A 16,107-nucleotide genomic window follows, 5' to 3' on the forward strand; every position below is an offset into this window, starting at 1 on the left:
GCGCCTGTTATTGGATAACAGGCGCCGTTATTTTTGTCCGCGCTGAAATTTGTCACGATTTTTATGGGCGACAAACCGGTATGTTTGCCGGCGTCTGCAGGACGTGTGTTGCTCTTGAAGGCGAGCGCCTGCAATGCTTAAGCGCCTTTCCGCTCGCGTGATTCGGTGCCTGACGTTAGCGGCGCCGGTCCCTTGCTGAACAGCGCTGTCAGCAGCCCGGCCAGCGGCACGCAGAAAACGAGTGCTGTTGTCATCAGGCTGTTTGCCGAGCCCTGCGTGAAGAGCGGCATGATGATCGCGACCGCCGGCCCCAAGGGCAGTATGACAAGGAGATACGCACTCCAGCTCAGACCCCTCTTGCCGGCAATCGCGGCGACTATTGCTGCGCAGATGCCGTATAGCACGAAGCCCGTTATGGGTTGCATCTTCTTCCCCGGTTTTACGATTTAGCCAAAGTGTATCGGCGCCGAATACGGGGACCAACGAGAAAACCTCCGGCTGTGTGCGCTACATCACAACCATAAGCAGCTAATGAAACGGGGCGCGTCAGCACACATAAAACGGCACCCCAATGGGGCTTGAAAGGCTGTCACGGTCATGTTTCTTTAACGGAACGCTGTCGGGTTCTTACTTGCCCTCATGGGCGCTTATGCTCTTTCTTACCGATTGCGCGTGGGTGTCGAATTGGCTCAGGAACATGTCCGAGCGCCGGTAGCAACCAGTTGCCACATGACCAGCGTCTTGGGCCCCGCATGCGCCTCGGCCGTACGTTGCGCAACCTGCAAGCCGATGCCTTGGGCGAAGCGGGTCAGCAAGAACGCGTTCGCGTGTGTCGTCAATCCCGCGATCGTGTTTCCAGGCGAACTGGCCAGAGGCATCAAGTGTTCAAACCACAGCATGCCTATGTCGTTTCCTAGCGGCACAATGCGTGCGCCCGTCGTGCGCGATCTAACGGCAAAAGCGCGGCTGTCCGCCAGGTGTTCGTCGAAGACGATGGTGAGCGTGTGGCCAAGCGCCACTTGCTCGCTTGGTAGCATCCGCGACCGCAACATCGCCTGCGTGGGCCATGACACGCGCATGCATGCGGCCGCCATCGAAGCGGTTGCAAGGAACCCGCGCCGGCCAGTTTTCATCAGTCGCGCTCCTTGATCTTCCTGGGCCAGATACCTTGTTTTCCTGGCGATAGAATGCCGTTCGGATCGAGCGCTTCCTTGATGCTCTCGCTCATGCGCATCAATGCATGATTGTTGAAATCATACTGGGATGCGGCAAGATCCATGAAGGCGAGATGGGTCCTGTATTGACCATAACCCGCCGCGCCGAAGTCGTTGATCAACGTCTTCAGCAGCTCACCTGCGGCGCGTGCTTGCATCGGATCGTCACGATTGAAAATGGCGGCAAAGATGTGATGCATGCTGCGCGGGCCAGCTGTAAAACCGCCGTAGTAGTCGAAGCCATAATGCGCCGCCCGGTCCGTGATCATTCGATATTGCCGGACCGCGTCGCGGCCGAGCGGCGCACAGACAGGCGAGAAATCGATGTGCGCGCCGGCGCCGCCGGGCCAGTTCAGCAAGTTGAATGCGTCGAGATTGGGAATGCCGACCTGGCTGCGATCGCCGCCGCCTTTGGGTTCAACGTCGGCATGGGTATAGGGCGACTCGATCAACTCCGCGTCGGCGATGGATGAGAAACGCCGGTGTATCACATCGCGACGCGCCTTCACCAGCGCTTCGGGGCCATACAGGCAGAAGCGAAGATTCCAGCGGCCTATGCCGAGCTTGCGCGCCATGGTCTCTATGGCCGCATCGGGCATGGCGCCCGGACCGTCATACCACTGCTTGCGCGTCGACACGCCGGCGGCCCATCGCACCGCGCTTTCGATGACGGCGTTGCTTTGTATCGTGTCGTCGAGTTTCAACGGGCGCAGCGTCTCGACAATGCTCTCGAGATCGGCGTCGTGCCGGAACGTATAACGGCACAGCATGTAGCCTTCGGGCTTCGGCATCAACCAGATGCCGAGCTTGGTGACAATGCCAAAATTCGACTGCATGAACATGGCATCGTAGGAGGGACCGAAACCCGCCTTGAATACTTGCCAGTCCTGATTATTGTTCATTGCGCCCATGCCGGTGCGTACGATCTCGCCGTTCGCCAGCATCACTTCCATCCCGCATTGCATGGCCGCGTGATCCCCGTATGGGGTCGTGCCGAAGCCGCGCTCCAGTGTATTGCCGACCACGCTGCCCCATCCGGCGGCCGGCGGATCGAGCCATAACCTGACGCTTCGCGCTTGAAGTGCCTGATAAAGATCGTAGTAGCTGACACCCGGTTCGACCAGCGCGTAACCGAGCGTCTCATTGATCTCGATGATGCGGTTCATGCGCTGCAAGTCCAGCACGACGGAGCCTTTAAGCCTGGGTGCCGCGCCGCCATAAGCGAAGTTGCGTCCGGTCGAGACGCTCCACAACGGTACACCGTAGCGGTTCGCCACGCCGAGCACGGCGCGAAGCTGCTCGACATCCGAGACCATCACAACGGCTGACGCTTCATAAACGTGTGCGTCACCCGGCGCGAACGGATCCAGATATGGCTGCGCCTCACCGTCTCCCGCAAGAACGGCGTTCTGACCCGCAATCGCCCTGAATGCAGTCAACGCCTGCTGGAAATCAGACTCCTGCATCCCCGGGGGACGCGGCGGACCCTTCACGGTCCCAGCATCCGGAACACGTTTATCAACGCGATCGTTTTAATCGGTTTCAATCGAGTCAACTCAATACCCGCCGCTGCTGCTCCCGCCCGAGCTCGATCCCGAGGCTGAACCATCGGTTTGGCATCCGGCAAGGGAGACTGCAAGCGAGACGGTCAGGACAGCCAGCAACGTCGATGCAATGCGTTTGAAGTTCATTTGTTTTCCCCATGGATTTTGGACGAGCGCGCAGCAACCGCCAGCGCGATGTGCGGCACTCATGAGCTAAACGAACCGACGCGGCAAATTATTCCCCTGTGTTTGATATTGTGCGTTCGCAGGCCGCTTCAATGAGCGGACCCGTCAGGATGGATTCATCGGGAGATCGAGCGTGCGCTGACCGCCGGGATCGTTGGGCGCGAAGGTTGCCGCGCCACGCTTTTGCCCCGTTAGCAGGCCGCTTAATCGGGCCAGCCGCCGGGTAACCGCCCGCGCGGTTTTTTTGCCGCGAAACGCGAGCACGCCCCAGCGCGAACTGGCAATCTGCGCGCTCCACGCTCCGGTAATGTTATTGCGGCTCCAATAGGCTTTGAAGCGTTCGGCGCCCACGCCGAAATCTACATTCAAGCGTTGATCGAATGCCCATTTGACGACGTGTTCAACGACGATCGAACCGGGACCGAACTTGGCAAACCGGGCGTCGAAACTCGCAATCAGGCCGTCGACGCAGGTCGTGCCCACGCCCACCACCGTGGCCGCGACGGGCGCGCCGTCCAGCGTGACCACGAATAGACGGGCCATGGCGCGTCCGTTCGCCGGGCAGAGAAGGTTGACGAGAAAGTCCCGGTAATGCGACGAATCGAGCCACTCGCCTCTCTTACCGACCCGATCGCCCCATGCGCGTTTGCGCGCCAGGATCCAGTCGACCAGCGCCGCGTTTTCGCTGGCGTTGCCGGGCTCCGTGAGGCGCACTTCAAGCTGACCTTCCTTCGACAAGCGGCGTTCGAGCGCACCGGGTTTTTTCCCGCTCATCGTGCCCAGCGTCTTGCAAAACGTGTCCCATTCAGTTTCGTCGCGGAGCTTCGCAAACGCGGCGACGGTGCGTGCAGCGATCATCACATGGCGTTCGCGCGAGGCGATCGCGTGCAGTTCGGAGCCTTCATCCACGTACGGAAGCTTGATGAAATCGGCGCCGCAACGCTTCAGCGCCGTCCGCCATGCGCCCGCAATCAGAGCCGGGGCAGCGGGGCTATTGGTGACGAGCACTCTTGTGTATTCGCCGGCTTCGGGGCTCAGGGGGCACAGATAAGTCCACAGGAGCCGCCGGTACGTCACGAGTGGCCAGACCATAACAAGTCGCCCGTTCTCGCGATGCACGATGCAGCAGAGGCGTCTGCCACGCGGCTTGGCGACATGTTGCCAGGCCAGCCAGCACACGCTGAACGACTGGCCATATTGACCGTGCGCGCTCGACCAGAGGCCGTCCCATTCGGGCTGTAAAGCGCGAAAGCCGTCTTCGTCGCTCACGATCTCAAACTGACAATCAGCCTGGTTCATAGTGTCTCGAGTAATAAACGCCGCTGTCCGGCGGTCGCCCTGCGGGCTCACGCGCTCGGTCTGGCAAGAACAAGTGATCGGAAGTAAAACGAGGGGCAGAGCATCCACGGATACGCTCCATGGTGCCGGTTGCGGGCATGACGCGATGTTCGGTGGCACACAATCGTATGAGGAAATATACGGACAGGTCGGGCCTGGATTCATCGGAGCCCAGGCGCCAGAGAATATTCCGGTGAGAGGGATAGGCTTTCCCCCCCGCCCTCAGCGCTCCAAATGACCCTTCAACGTATCGCGGAATTTCCGGATCAAAGGTTCCTTTGAACGCCCACGCCTCACGATCAACGCGAACGGCGCCTGATAGCCGAACCCTGCCGGTGCGAGCGCACGCAGTCGGCCTTGGTCGACCCAGGCCTGCGCGTAATGCTCCGGCAGGAAGCCAATAAACGCGCCGGACAAGATCAGGATCAGTTGCCCTTCCATACTGTCCACCGTCGCTTCGCTACGCTTGAATCCATGCCGCGCCAGCTCTGTCTGACTCCAGTACGTCCGCCCGACCATCCGCTGCTGACTGATCGTTTCCTGCGGGATGTGACGCTCATTGAAAAGCGGATGGGTATCGCTGCAATACAACCAGTGCTGCTCGCAATAAAGCGAATGGTAGATCAGCCCGTTCATGCGCAACTGAAACGCGCCGATCGCCAGGTCAAGGCGATTTCCCAGCACGCTAAGCTGCAATTCATAAGGGCTTTGCACATGCAAATGCAAATGTAGCGCCGGGTGCTCGCGCGTAAATGCACCAATGATCTCGGCGAGCGGCAACGCTTTATCGCTGACCGTGGAATCGAGTACGCCAAGCTTGATACTGCCGCGTAACTCTCCGCGCAGTCCGGCGGCGTAACGCTCGAAACCGTCAACCTCGCCAAGCAGCCGCAACGCTTCCTGATGGAACTCCTCGCCCTTCGGTGTCAGACTGAAACCGCCGCGCCCGCGATGACACAACACCACGCCCACCAGCGACTCCAACTGACTCATATAGGTGCTGATCGCCGACGTCGACAGGTTGAGTTCCTGTTGCGCCGCGGCAAAACCCTGGTGCTGGATCACACAGATAAAAATGCGCAGCAGGCGTGCTTCAGGCAAAACAGTGGCCACATCAAACTCCATCGAATACGGTAAATGCGGCAAGCAAACTGTCCGGTGGAAACGCGGCCAAGCAATACCCCCGGGCCGGACGTGCCGATACTTTAGAAATAACTGAACTAAATATTTCGCACCAGCACTTTGTCGGTGCGCCGGTTAGCGCCAGAATTCAATGCAGACAGTTCGACGAATGAATGCGAGGACGCGCCATGGAAAAGATCTTTCACCAACCGCTCGGCGGTAATGAAATGCCGCGCTTTGGCGGCATTGCCACCATGATGCGCTTGCCGCATCTCACCTCGGCTGCGGGCCTGGACGCTGCGTTTATCGGCGTGCCGCTGGACATTGGCGCGTCCTTGCGTGCCGGTACCCGGTTCGGCCCGCGCGGAATTCGCGCCGAGTCCGTCTTGATCCGGCCTTACAACATGGCGACCGGCGCCGCTCCGTTCGACTCGCTTTCGGTAGCCGATATTGGCGACGTGGCCATCAACACCTTCAATCTGCTGGACGCGGTGCGGATCATTGAAGAGTCGTATGACCGGATCCTCGAACACGAAGTGGTGCCGTTGACCCTGGGCGGCGATCACACCATTACCCTGCCGATCCTGCGCGCGTTGCATCGCAAGCATGGCAAGATCGGCCTCGTACATGTCGATGCTCATGCCGACGTCAACGACCACATGTTCGGCGAGAAGATCGCCCACGGCACGACCTTCCGGCGCGCGGTGGAGGAGGGCCTGCTCGATTGCGAGCGTGTGGTACAAATCGGATTGCGTGCCCAGGGTTATACCGCCGACGACTTCAACTGGAGCCGCCGCCAAGGCTTTCGCGTGGTGCAGGCGGAAGAGTGCTGGCACAAGTCGCTCGAACCCCTGATGGCCGAAGTCCGGGCCAAGGTGGCGGGCGGTCCGGTGTACCTGAGCTTCGACATCGACGGTATCGATCCAGCGTGGGCACCGGGCACGGGCACGCCCGAGATTGGCGGGCTGACGACGATCCAAGGCATCGAGATCATCCGGGGTTGTCATGGGCTGGATCTGATCGGATGCGATCTGGTCGAAGTGTCGCCGCCCTACGATACAAGCGGGAACACGTCGCTGCTGGGAGCGAACCTGCTTTATGAAATGCTGTGCGTGCTACCGGGCGTAAAACGTCGCTAAGGCGCCATCAAGCTTCGTTGTTCAAGCCTAAAGCTGCGTCATCAGGAGGAAGGAACACATTATGGAAACGACGACTACGACCATTGTGGCGGCGGAACAAAAGGTCCGCGAGGATCTGGCGGCGTTGTATCGGCTGATGGCGCATTTCCGCATGACGGACATGATCGACACGCACATTACCGCGCGTTTGCCGGGTCCGAAACCCGCGTTCCTGATCAACCGTTACGGCGTGTTGTTCCACGAAATGCGCGCTTCAGACCTTGTAAAGATCGACTACGAGGGCAAGGTGATCGACGAGCGTGCACGCGATATGCCCGAGCTTTTTATCGTCAATGAGGCCGGTTTTACCATCCACTCGGCGGTTCACATGGCGCGGGAGGACATCGCTTTCGTCGTGCATACGCATACGGCAGCGGGGACCGCTGTGTCGGCGCAAGAGCAAGGGCTTTTGCCTATCAGCCAGCACGCGCTGAAGTTCTACGGCAAGCTGGGTTACCACGACTATGAAGGCATTGCGCTTGACCTGGACGAGCGTGAACGCCTGGTTGCCGATCTTGGCCCGCACAAGGCGATGATCCTGCGCAACCACGGCCTGCTTGCCGGCGGTGTGACTGCTGCGCACGCGTTTCACGAGATCTACTTTCTCGAGCGCGCTTGCCAGGCGCAGGTGCAGGCGCTGGCCGGAGGCGTGCAATTGCGGATACCGCCAGAGCATGTTCGCGAACTCACCGCGCGGCAGTTCGACTCGGAAAACGCGGACGCCATCATCGAATTGGCGTGGCAAGCGGCGCTGCGCCTGATAACCGGCAACCTTCCCGACTACCGGTCTTGATCCGTCAGCCGGCTGCATGATTATCACGTCGGGCGCCGGTGTCTCTTGATAACCCCGATCGCTCGGACGATAAAGCGCATGGCTATGGCTGGTTCGTCGGCTGGGCGGTAAAGAGGCCTAAGACCTACGTATTCGCGCGCCTCATTCAGCCGAGAAACCGGAGCCGAGTGCAGCGGGGCTGCGAGCCCGCGCTGCATGCATGAAGGAGTTGCCCTCTCTCCTGAACTCATTCTCTAGCTGATACGTTTCCAGCCGCGAACGCCACCATGCCCCGCGTTGCAACTCACTTCCACAACGCGCAACGCGATATGGCTTTGGACCCGAAAGCCTGCTCGCCGGGTATGGTCGCGGTGATCGTATAGAAATCCCACGGCTCCTTCGACTCCGAGGGTTTCTTCACCTGCATCAGGTACATGTCGTGAATCATGGTGCCGTCGGGCCGGATATAACCCTTGGCGTACATGTCGTCGATCTTCATCTTGTGCAGTTGCTCCATCACCTTCGTGCTGTCGGTCGAACCCGCCGCCTGCACCGCCTTCAGGTAGGTGGTCGCGGCCGAATAGTCGGCGGCCTGGAGGCTTGTCGGCATCTTCTTCATCTTGGCGAAGTAGCGCTGCGCCCATTTGCGGGTCTCGGCATCCTTGTTCCAGTACCAGCTATCGGTCGCGAGAAGACCTTGGGCGGTCTCAAGCCCCAGGCTGTGGATGTCGGTAAGAAAGATCAGCAGGGCGGCAATTTTCATCGACTTGGTCAGGCCGAATTCCTTTGCAGCCTTGATCGAGTTGATGGTGTCGCCGCCCGCGTTCGCAAGGCCCAGGACCTGTGCCTTCGACGCTTGCGCCTGCAACAGGAACGACGAGAAATCCGACGCCGATAACGGATGCCGCACGGCGCCCAGCACCTGCCCGCCATTCGCCTTCACGACCTCCGACGTGTTCTTTTCCAGCGCCTTGCCAAACGCATAGTCGGCGGTCAGGAAGTACCAGGTCTTGCCGCCTTGCTTCGTCACGGCCTGGCCGGTGCCGTTGGCGAGCGCGACGGTATCGTAGGCGTAGTGGACCGTGTAGGGCGTGCATTGCTCGTTGGTCAGGGCATCGACACCCGCGCCCACGTTGATGTACGGAATCTTCTTTTCAGCGGCAATCTGGTTGGTCGCGAGCGCGGTGGCCGAATTCGTGCCGCCGATGATCCCGCTGACGCCGTCGCGGTCGATCCACTCGCGCGCTTTCGATGCCGCAATGTCCGCCTTGTTCTGGTGATCGCCATAGAGCAGTTCGATGGGCTTGCCGTTCACCTTGCCGCCGAAGTCGTCGATCGCCATGCGGATGGCTTCGAGACCTCCCTGGCCATCGGAATCGGAGTAGAGCCCTGAAAGGTCTGTAATGAAGCCGAGCTTGACTGAGTCGGCTGCTGCATGCGCCGCGCTCGCGGTGACGCTCAGGATGGCTGCGGTAATGAGGCCGCACGCAGAGCGTCGGGCGAGGGTGTTGTTCATTCCTGTCTCCATCGGTTTTTATGGGCGGCGCAAAGGCCACTGTGTCTTGCTGCGTATCGTTGTGTATTCTCGATATCTCGAAGGGCGGCTCGTGCGAGCAATCCGTCAGGATCGAAAATAGCCGCTTGGGAGGAATTAAGTCAAGACTTACGAGACGGATGTTGCGATGAAGATTGAACCTGCCGCCTGGAATCGTTGCGCATAACGACCGCTGCCCGCGATGTAACCGCGCCCGTCCATGCTTCCTGGCCTCGCTCCGTGACATCCACGACGCGGACGGGTTCATACGAGGCTGGCAGAAAACGACCCGTGCACCATGACCGGCGACAGGTTCCCGATGCTCGGCATAGGTATCCATTCGCAATTGGTTTGGCAATGGTAAATAATCTGGATTCCTGATTAGATCAATATATCCGATTCCTCATGCCAAAAAATGCGCCTTCCCCGCTGATCAGCCTTTATCGAGCTTCCGGCAGGATCTCCAAAAGCAGCTCGGCCGGTCGGCATAAACGCGTGCCAGCAGGCGTGACCACGAACGGGCGATTGATGAGGACGGGGTGCGCCAGCATGGCGTCAAGCAACTGTTCGTCCGTCAGCGTTGCATCGGCGAGACCAAGTTCCGCGAACAGCTTCTCTTTCTCCCTTATCGCTTGCCGGACGCTTAGTCCTGCATCTTCGATCATCCTGGATAGCGTGCCGCGACTGGGCGGCGTCTTGAGGTACTCGATCACTTCCGGTTCAACGCCCGCATTGCGAATTAGCGCCAGGGTAGTGCGCGACGTACCGCAAGCAGGGTTATGGTAAATCGTGATGGTCATGCCATGAGTCTCCATGAATCGTTAAAGAGGGGCTTGCTGTTTTATCGACGCCGCGCTCGCCGAACACGCGCCGCCTTCGCAGCAGTTTTTGGTAAGGAAGCCGATGAGTCCGCTCTTCGGGTCCCGCTACTACCAGCGCCCGAAAGATTGCCAGCCGCGACTCGTGCGCGAGCGCGCTCAGAGCACGAACTACGGTTTCTGATTTCATGAGGTAAAGCGTACAAGAAACATTTCCTCATTTCAATATTTATTGAAATGTAAGCTGATGCAGCTTACGCATCCGCTCAAGTGACGCCGGTGTTTGCCGTTAAAGGGTATGGGCCGGATGACACAGTCGGCCTCGGTGGCGTTCGCAGGCATCAACGCACGCCACCGCTTGGTATCGATGTGAGATATAAAAAAAGTGAGACAAACATGTTTTCGACGATTAAAGGCCGCCTGGGCATTGCCATGGCGCTTCTGGGTCTGTTGCTGATCGTGATCGGAGGACTGGGGCTTTGGGGAATGAGCCGCGGTAACGACACGACTCGTGGCCTCTTCATGAACCAGATGCCTAGCGCTGTCGCGGCCGGCAACGCGGAAATGTTTACCGCCCGCGAGCGGCTCAGCTTCGATCGTGCGGCCTTGCTCGTTGGCAAGCCCGGCGCGGAAACGGCCATTGGACGTGGGGCGTTGATGCGCACACGGGCCGACAAGGAGTGGGCGACCTACGCCGCATTGCCGCAGGGTCCGGGCGAACACAAACTGGCCGAGGACTTCGAAGCCAAGCGCCTTGAACTCCAGAAGCTGGTGGACGACGGTTACGCCAATATCAGGGCGAACGACGCAGACAAGATTATCGCTTCCGCGGAAGCCATGCAGGTTGCGTTCAACCAGTTGGCCGCGTTTGGCGAAGCGCTTCGCAAGTACCAATTCGACTCTGCCAGGACCGACTACGACAACTCTCAGGAAGCATTCGGCGACTTCCGTCTCGTCAGCATCGCTTCCATTCTGGCCGGCCTTGCGGCGGCTATTTTCTCGTGGGTATCGCTGCGTCGTTCGATCGGGCGTCCGCTCGACGAAGCGCTTGCGCAATTCGATGCTATCGCCGCAGGGGACCTGCGCCGTGAGTTGATCGTCACTTCGCGCGACGAGATGGGGCAACTGTTATCAGGTCTGGCGAAGATGCAGGCCAGCCTCGTCAACACGGTGCGTACGGTGCGCTCGGGCAGTGAATCCATTGCATCGGCGACCAAGCAGATTGCGGCGGGCAATATCGATTTGTCATCGCGTACGGAAGAGCAGGCGTCGGCGTTGCAGGAAACGGCTTCGAGCATGGACGAGTTGACCGGCACCGTGAAGCAGAATGCGGAAAACGCGCGTCAGGCGAGTTCGTTGGCCGCCAATGCGTCGGACATTGCGAACAAGGGCAGCACGGTTGTGGCGCAAGTGGTTGTCACCATGGGCGACATCAACCAGAGTTCGACGAAGATCGCCGACATCATCACGATCATCGAAGGCATTGCGTTCCAGACCAACATTCTCGCTCTGAACGCAGCGGTGGAAGCGGCGCGTGCCGGTGAACAGGGACGGGGTTTCGCGGTCGTGGCGGCAGAAGTTCGCAGCCTTGCGCAACGGTCATCGGCGGCAGCGAAGGAGATCAAGGAGTTGATCAACACGTCGGTCTCGCGCGTCCAGACGGGCACGACGCTGGTGGGCGATGCCGGCCGCACGATGTCGGAAATCATCGGCGCGGTGCAGCGTGTGACGGACATCATGGGCGAGATCGCGGCGGCGTCCGAAGAGCAGAGCAGCGGCATTGAACAAGTGGCGCGCGCGGTCACGCAAATGGATGAAGTGACCCAGCAAAATGCGGCGCTGGTGGAGGAAGCCGCGGCCGCGGCGCAATCGCTGGAGGATCAGGCGGGCGCGTTGAAGGCGGCCGTATCGGTGTTCCAGTTGAATGACAGCGGCCTGGACGGCAAGACGGCGCTTAGCGCGAAACCGGCGCGTGGCGCGGGGCATCGCGCGTTGGCGGTACCGAAGAAACGCGCTGTTGCCGTGAGTTCGAACCCGAGGCCGGCTATTGCAGCGGCTACACGTCTCAAGACACCGGCGCTGATCAAGGAGAAGTCGAGGCCCGTTGCATTGGCCGGCGCTGCTGATTGGGAGGCGTTTTAACTAGCGGTGTGTCTTGGCTAGCGGTCAAAGGGAGGCGGTGAAAGTCAGCGCCTCTCTGCTGCATTGTCTTCCGTAAAGTTGCGACTACATTCGTCAAGCACTCGAACGCCTGGCGAACATATTGCCAGTCTCACTTCGCGGGCAAGGGTGCCGAGTTCATTCGCTTGATGCGCCTTCTCTCAAGGAAGGTCCACAACGTCAATCCTCCGTAGGTCGCGTACTGCAGAAGGGTAGAAACGCTGGCAATCCACGCTGCGTCTTCCCATTCGATATTAAGCAACAGCCGCACGGCATTCTCGATCGTCAGACCCAGTCCCCACACAAGTGTCATCTTTCGAATGACCGCTACGAGGCCCGGATTGTCTTGCCACCATTGCTCGAACTGAGCGGTTCCTCCGTCCTGCTCGCGGGCGATGGTGGACCGCCCGAGATAAAACACGAGCGGCCGTGGAAAAGCGAGTGAAATCAAGAACACGACGCCGATCAAACCGGAGATGACGGGCGCTTCAAAAAGGCGCGTACGCGGGTTGTCGATAAAATATGAAACCGCCATTGAGAATAACGTGCCGGCCAGTACGATTGCGCTTAGTGCATCAAAGTGGCGGAAGCGTAAAAGGTCCCAGGTCATCCAGGCTATCAGCGGCAGCGTGGAGGCGGCCAGTGCTCCAAGGTGGCCCCACTGCGGATACGCAAGGTGATAGGCGAGCCACGGGAACAGCACGTTGATGCAGATCGCGGTTAAATAGCGGGCCCGGTTGTTCATACGAATCGCCTGAGTGCTGAAGTTCAGAGCTACCGAATTGCCGAGTACCGAGTTGCCGGCGCGGGACAAACAAAAATACCACGGCGCGTTTCAGGTGTCTCAGGCGTTTCATGGTTCGGATAGCACGCGCCGCAAACACGACGGCGGTTATCGATGAAACGATAAGAACGCCTGCAAACCCTCGGCGCGTGCCGTTCAAGGTTAAAACAAGGAGTACTGCCGAGGTCCTAGCGCTGCTTGAGCTTTGCAGCATCAAAGCATCGAAACGCGAGGCTGATGCGTGGCCCGTCGACACCGCTCATCTTCGGTATGCCGTGGTTGTGCGTAAATTGCGATGCGTAGCTCATCACGATCACACTGCCCGCATGCAGGTCCACATTGAGCGTGCGGCCCTTGCCCGACTTTGCGCGGATGGTCATGCGACGGGTCGCGCCCAGTGAAAGGATTGCTATTGGCGCTTTCTGCACTAACCCTTGCGTCTTGTCGTTATGGGGCGCAACGCTGTCGTTGCCATCGCGATACAGATTCAAGCCGACGCTGTTGAACTGCGCGCCGGCAATCGCGCGCACTTGTACCGCAGCTTCCATCAGAGGCTCCGGCAAATCCGCTGCGTCCAGCGAGAAATGCGCCATCAGCCTGGGCACATCGACCTCGCGTTCGTACATCAGGCGGCGCTGATTGCCCCAAGTCACTTGACCAAGCGTCTGCTCGAACCACGCGTGCGCAGTGGCTTGCGGGACCACGTCGGGCAGGTAACGAATCCCGCTTTCGGCGTCTTCTACAAGGTCGAGCGGCACGGCATTGAACAGATCGCTTTGAAACACGACGATTCCTTTCCTGGCTTTTCCTGGATTTTGCTAATTAATCCGCCGCGAACGGCAATTCACCCTGAACCGCTTGCGGCTCAGCAACATGCGATCCCACCGGCAGCAACGCCGTTACCCGTACCCCGAGCAAACGCAGCCGCCGATCCAGCGGTACGCGTTTCAGGCACTCTGTTGCGGCGCGACGGATCTCCGTTGCATCGGCTGTTGGAAACGGCACGGTCAGGTCACGCGTGACCGTGCTGAAGTCGTTGTAACGCAGCTTGATGCCGACCGTGCGGCCCTCGTATCCCTTGCGCCGCAGGTCGTCGGCCACGCGCGTACACAGGTCGGTAAACGCCGCCGAGAGTTCCGCGCGATCGTGGCGCACATGCAGGTCGCGCTCGAAGGTGGTTTCGCGGCTCATCGATTTCGGCTCGGAGCTGACCACAACGGGCCGGTCGTCGAACCCCTGCGCCACTTCCAGGAGCCATGCCGAGTAAGTCCGGCCAAAGCGGGCCTGCAGTATCTCGGGGTCCGCGCGCGCCAGATCACCGACGGTCTCAATGCCGATAGCCGCCAGTTTTTCATTCGCCTTCGGCCCGATGCCGTTCACCTTGCGTACGGGCAGCGGCCAGATTCGCAAGGGGATGTCGGCGGGGGTGAGGATGGTCAGGCCGTCGGGTTTATCCAGTTCCGAGCCGATCTTCGCCAGCAGCTTGTTCGGCGCGACGCTGATCGAACACGACAGGGCGGTTGCATCGCGCACGGCCTGCTTGATGCGTGCGGCGGTCTCGGCGGGGTCGCCCGGCAGGTCAGTCAGGTCGATGTAGATTTCATCGATACCGCGGTTCTCGATCTGCGTGGTGAACGTGGCCACGGCCTCCTTGAAGAGGCGAGAGTAGTGCCGGTATGAATCGAAGTCGGTGGGCAGCAGGATGGCGTCGGGTGCGAGCTGCGCGGCTTTCATCATGCCCATGGCGGAAAACACACCGAGCGCGCGTGCTTCATAGGTCGAGGTGGTGACAACGCCACGGCCCGCGTAATCGCGCAGCCGTTTAAAGCTCCGGGTGCCATCAGCCAGTGTTTCGGGCGTGGCGTTCCTGCCGCCGCCGATCACCACTGGCTGGCCGCGCAGTTCCGGATAACGCAGCAGTTCCACGGACGCATAAAAGGCGTCCATGTCCAGATGCGCGATATGCCGCGTGGCTGTCACCGCGGCGCTCCAGCACGCGAGAGGCTCAGCGCGATTGATGCGTAAGAACTGGATGTGCCGACATTGCCATTGGGAACGGACATGACCTGAATAACTGTATGGATGTACAGTATTTTACATCAAAAGTGCTGGGCGCAATACCGTGGGGGATAGGAATTGGTTGGATGGGGGCATTAAAAATCAAAGGCTTGCCAACAAATTTGGTCACGCGCCAGATGACGCGGGACCGAATGAATTGGACTTGCTGAATGTGTGACGCGAATTTGCTGGATTTGCTGGAGTGTGAGAGGAGCCCGCATTGCGCTGGTTGCGAAAGGTTGCCGGCGGCCACAACCGGCCCTTCGACACATAGGTGACGATCCATGGGTTCACCGTGGTGCCTGGTCTCGAAAAATGGGGGGAGAATGGACTATAGAAATCATCGCTCGATGTGCGACTTCACTGCCTGCTGACGGACAGATTCGTGACGGGCTCATCTGTGGCGTACGTGCGGAAAGACTCGATAGAGGTGGCCGTCGCGAGCCGCCTCGGGGACTTTGTAATGACAGTCCGTTTAAGCTCAAGCAATGAGCATTTTCCACTCGTCACTGCCGGACGTATTCAGTCTGTACGTCTGAGTCGCTGACGATGATCGCGACGCTCAACCAGCTCCCGGTCCGTGGTTTTGCTGGCAGGAGATGCCTCCATGCTTTCCAGAAAATACCGTCAGAGACCAGAATGTGCCGCTTATGCGCTGGTCGAAAGCAGGCCCGTTGTCTGACCGCTGGCCAACATCAACTGGGCTAGGGCACCTTGCGCGCTCTGCAACTGAGTCGCGATCTGGCTGACCTCGCTGGTATTCGAACTTTGCGCCGCCGCGCTCAACGCGCTTTGCGCACTTTGCAACTGGGCCATGATCTCGTTGATCTGGCTACTGTTAGCGCCACCGGCCGCGCTGCCGGTGCTAGACGATACCTGCGCGAGCTGGCCTTCGAGGGACGCGACCAGTGCATTCATCTCGTCGAGTTCGGTCGTCGAGGAACTGCTGGAAGAGGCTGATGCACCACCGCCACCGCCACCACCACCGCCTGCGGGGCGCGAACCCGAAGTGGAGGTGGAGGGTGTCGAGCCGGACGAAGCTCCGCCCGTCGCTCCGCTCGACGACGTACCGCCGGTCGCCCCTCCAGTCGAGGAGGGCGTGCCGGTGGACGCTCCACTCGTCGCGGACGACGCGCCGGTGCTGCCGGCCTTCGAAACGGACGACCCGCTGGCACCCAAGGCGGTCTCGGTTGCCGTAGCAGCGGTTGCTGACTGGATCTGCATGGAAGGTCTCGGTTGGCTCGAAACGGTACATTTCGGTTTGGGGGCTCGCAGCCAATCGCCAGGAAGTGCCCCATTACCGCCCTATCTTCTCAATAACGGCAGGCTGAATGGTTTCTTGAGCCGATTTTTCAATGTTTCGGTATCGAGATCCGGCGCGGGACAGCTGTTAATGCCG

Annotated in this window: 15 protein-coding genes and 1 pseudogene; 3 read left to right on the top strand and 13 right to left on the bottom strand. The window is 59.8% G+C overall.

The window, feature by feature from the left end; translation table 11 throughout:
• Nucleotides 1-137: 137 nt before the first annotated feature.
• The 6 genes from ACSQ8V_RS21750 to ACSQ8V_RS21775 all read right to left on the bottom strand — a co-directional run bounded on the left by ACSQ8V_RS21750 (nucleotide 138) and on the right by ACSQ8V_RS21775 (nucleotide 5,395).
• A complete protein-coding gene (locus ACSQ8V_RS21750; RefSeq protein ID WP_436207114.1) occupies nucleotides 138-425 on the bottom strand; it encodes a hypothetical protein in 288 nt (95 codons plus the stop codon).
• A 264-nt stretch (nucleotides 426-689) separates the two neighbouring features.
• Nucleotides 690-1,133 carry a hypothetical protein gene (locus ACSQ8V_RS21755; protein WP_436207115.1) on the bottom strand — a complete coding sequence of 148 codons (444 nt, stop codon included), beginning with the start codon at nucleotides 1,131-1,133 and terminating at the stop codon, nucleotides 690-692.
• Nucleotides 1,133-2,680, bottom strand: a complete 1,548-nt coding sequence (locus ACSQ8V_RS21760) for an FAD-binding oxidoreductase (RefSeq protein ID WP_436207982.1) — start codon at nucleotides 2,678-2,680, stop codon at nucleotides 1,133-1,135. Before ACSQ8V_RS21760 ends, ACSQ8V_RS21755 begins: the two co-directional genes overlap by 1 nt.
• Before the next feature lie 90 nt (nucleotides 2,681-2,770).
• Nucleotides 2,771-2,905, bottom strand: coding sequence for a hypothetical protein (locus tag ACSQ8V_RS21765; protein WP_436207116.1), 135 nt, complete (start codon nucleotides 2,903-2,905; stop codon nucleotides 2,771-2,773).
• Nucleotides 2,906-3,049: 144 nt separating this feature from the next.
• Nucleotides 3,050-4,243, bottom strand: a complete 1,194-nt coding sequence (locus ACSQ8V_RS21770) for a GNAT family N-acetyltransferase (RefSeq protein WP_436207117.1) — start codon at nucleotides 4,241-4,243, stop codon at nucleotides 3,050-3,052.
• A 261-nt stretch (nucleotides 4,244-4,504) separates the two neighbouring features.
• A complete protein-coding gene (locus tag ACSQ8V_RS21775) occupies nucleotides 4,505-5,395 on the bottom strand; it encodes a LysR family transcriptional regulator (protein WP_436207118.1) in 891 nt (296 codons plus the stop codon).
• A 197-nt stretch (nucleotides 5,396-5,592) separates the two neighbouring features.
• Here ACSQ8V_RS21775 and speB point away from each other — a divergent pair, with 197 nt between their 5' ends.
• Nucleotides 5,593-6,543, top strand: a complete 951-nt coding sequence (gene speB, locus ACSQ8V_RS21780; RefSeq protein ID WP_436207119.1) for an agmatinase — start codon at nucleotides 5,593-5,595, stop codon at nucleotides 6,541-6,543.
• 61 nt (nucleotides 6,544-6,604) lie between these two features.
• On the top strand, nucleotides 6,605-7,375 hold the full coding sequence (locus ACSQ8V_RS21785; RefSeq protein ID WP_436207120.1) for a class II aldolase/adducin family protein: 771 nt from the start codon (nucleotides 6,605-6,607) through the stop codon (nucleotides 7,373-7,375).
• 283 nt (nucleotides 7,376-7,658) lie between these two features.
• Here ACSQ8V_RS21785 and ACSQ8V_RS21790 read toward each other — a convergent pair whose 3' ends face one another.
• From ACSQ8V_RS21790 to ACSQ8V_RS21800, 3 genes and pseudogenes are all read right to left on the bottom strand, one after another.
• Complete coding sequence (locus tag ACSQ8V_RS21790; protein ID WP_213762018.1) at nucleotides 7,659-8,870, bottom strand: ABC transporter substrate-binding protein; 1,212 nt, start codon at nucleotides 8,868-8,870, stop codon at nucleotides 7,659-7,661.
• Between the two features lie 458 nt (nucleotides 8,871-9,328).
• Nucleotides 9,329-9,688, bottom strand: a complete 360-nt coding sequence (gene arsC / locus ACSQ8V_RS21795) for an arsenate reductase (glutaredoxin) (protein WP_436207121.1) — start codon at nucleotides 9,686-9,688, stop codon at nucleotides 9,329-9,331.
• Nucleotides 9,689-9,709: 21 nt separating this feature from the next.
• A pseudogene (locus ACSQ8V_RS21800) lies at nucleotides 9,710-9,896 on the bottom strand (hypothetical protein).
• A gap of 206 nt (nucleotides 9,897-10,102) precedes the next feature.
• Between ACSQ8V_RS21800 and ACSQ8V_RS21805 the strand changes: the two are divergent.
• Nucleotides 10,103-11,848, top strand: a complete 1,746-nt coding sequence (locus ACSQ8V_RS21805; RefSeq protein ID WP_436207122.1) for a methyl-accepting chemotaxis protein — start codon at nucleotides 10,103-10,105, stop codon at nucleotides 11,846-11,848.
• 130 nt (nucleotides 11,849-11,978) lie between these two features.
• Here ACSQ8V_RS21805 and ACSQ8V_RS21810 read toward each other — a convergent pair whose 3' ends face one another.
• From ACSQ8V_RS21810 to ACSQ8V_RS21825, 4 genes are all read right to left on the bottom strand, one after another.
• The gene (locus tag ACSQ8V_RS21810) at nucleotides 11,979-12,611 is read right to left on the bottom strand and encodes a VC0807 family protein (RefSeq protein WP_436207123.1); all 633 of its coding nucleotides are present in this window, start codon (nucleotides 12,609-12,611) and stop codon (nucleotides 11,979-11,981) included.
• Between the two features lie 227 nt (nucleotides 12,612-12,838).
• On the bottom strand, nucleotides 12,839-13,435 hold the full coding sequence (locus ACSQ8V_RS21815; RefSeq protein WP_213762021.1) for an alpha-ketoglutarate-dependent dioxygenase AlkB family protein: 597 nt from the start codon (nucleotides 13,433-13,435) through the stop codon (nucleotides 12,839-12,841).
• A gap of 37 nt (nucleotides 13,436-13,472) precedes the next feature.
• Nucleotides 13,473-14,630 (bottom strand): DNA polymerase IV, encoded by a 1,158-nt coding sequence (dinB, locus tag ACSQ8V_RS21820; protein ID WP_436207124.1) that lies wholly within the window; start codon nucleotides 14,628-14,630, stop codon nucleotides 13,473-13,475.
• A 726-nt stretch (nucleotides 14,631-15,356) separates the two neighbouring features.
• Complete coding sequence (locus ACSQ8V_RS21825; protein WP_436207125.1) at nucleotides 15,357-15,932, bottom strand: hypothetical protein; 576 nt, start codon at nucleotides 15,930-15,932, stop codon at nucleotides 15,357-15,359.
• Between the last annotated feature and the right edge of the window lie 175 nt (nucleotides 15,933-16,107).

The organism is Caballeronia sp. LjRoot31, from assembly GCF_964253885.1.
Lineage (GTDB): Bacteria > Pseudomonadota > Gammaproteobacteria > Burkholderiales > Burkholderiaceae > Caballeronia.

Excerpts from the sequence above, each read along its gene's own strand:
- ACSQ8V_RS21750 (WP_436207114.1), bottom strand. The coding sequence starts at position 425 with ATGCAACCCATAACGGGCTTCGTGCTATACGGCATCTGCGCAGCAATA.
- ACSQ8V_RS21755 (WP_436207115.1), bottom strand. The coding sequence starts at position 1,133 with ATGAAAACTGGCCGGCGCGGGTTCCTTGCAACCGCTTCGATGGCGGCC.
- ACSQ8V_RS21760 (WP_436207982.1), bottom strand. The coding sequence starts at position 2,680 with ATGCAGGAGTCTGATTTCCAGCAGGCGTTGACTGCATTCAGGGCGATT.
- ACSQ8V_RS21765 (WP_436207116.1), bottom strand. The coding sequence starts at position 2,905 with ATGAACTTCAAACGCATTGCATCGACGTTGCTGGCTGTCCTGACCGTC.
- ACSQ8V_RS21770 (WP_436207117.1), bottom strand. The coding sequence starts at position 4,243 with ATGAACCAGGCTGATTGTCAGTTTGAGATCGTGAGCGACGAAGACGGC.
- speB (WP_436207119.1), top strand. The coding sequence starts at position 5,593 with ATGGAAAAGATCTTTCACCAACCGCTCGGCGGTAATGAAATGCCGCGC.
- ACSQ8V_RS21785 (WP_436207120.1), top strand. The coding sequence starts at position 6,605 with ATGGAAACGACGACTACGACCATTGTGGCGGCGGAACAAAAGGTCCGC.
- ACSQ8V_RS21790 (WP_213762018.1), bottom strand. The coding sequence starts at position 8,870 with ATGAACAACACCCTCGCCCGACGCTCTGCGTGCGGCCTCATTACCGCA.
- arsC (WP_436207121.1), bottom strand. The coding sequence starts at position 9,688 with ATGACCATCACGATTTACCATAACCCTGCTTGCGGTACGTCGCGCACT.
- ACSQ8V_RS21805 (WP_436207122.1), top strand. The coding sequence starts at position 10,103 with ATGTTTTCGACGATTAAAGGCCGCCTGGGCATTGCCATGGCGCTTCTG.
- ACSQ8V_RS21810 (WP_436207123.1), bottom strand. The coding sequence starts at position 12,611 with ATGAACAACCGGGCCCGCTATTTAACCGCGATCTGCATCAACGTGCTG.
- ACSQ8V_RS21825 (WP_436207125.1), bottom strand. The coding sequence starts at position 15,932 with ATGCAGATCCAGTCAGCAACCGCTGCTACGGCAACCGAGACCGCCTTG.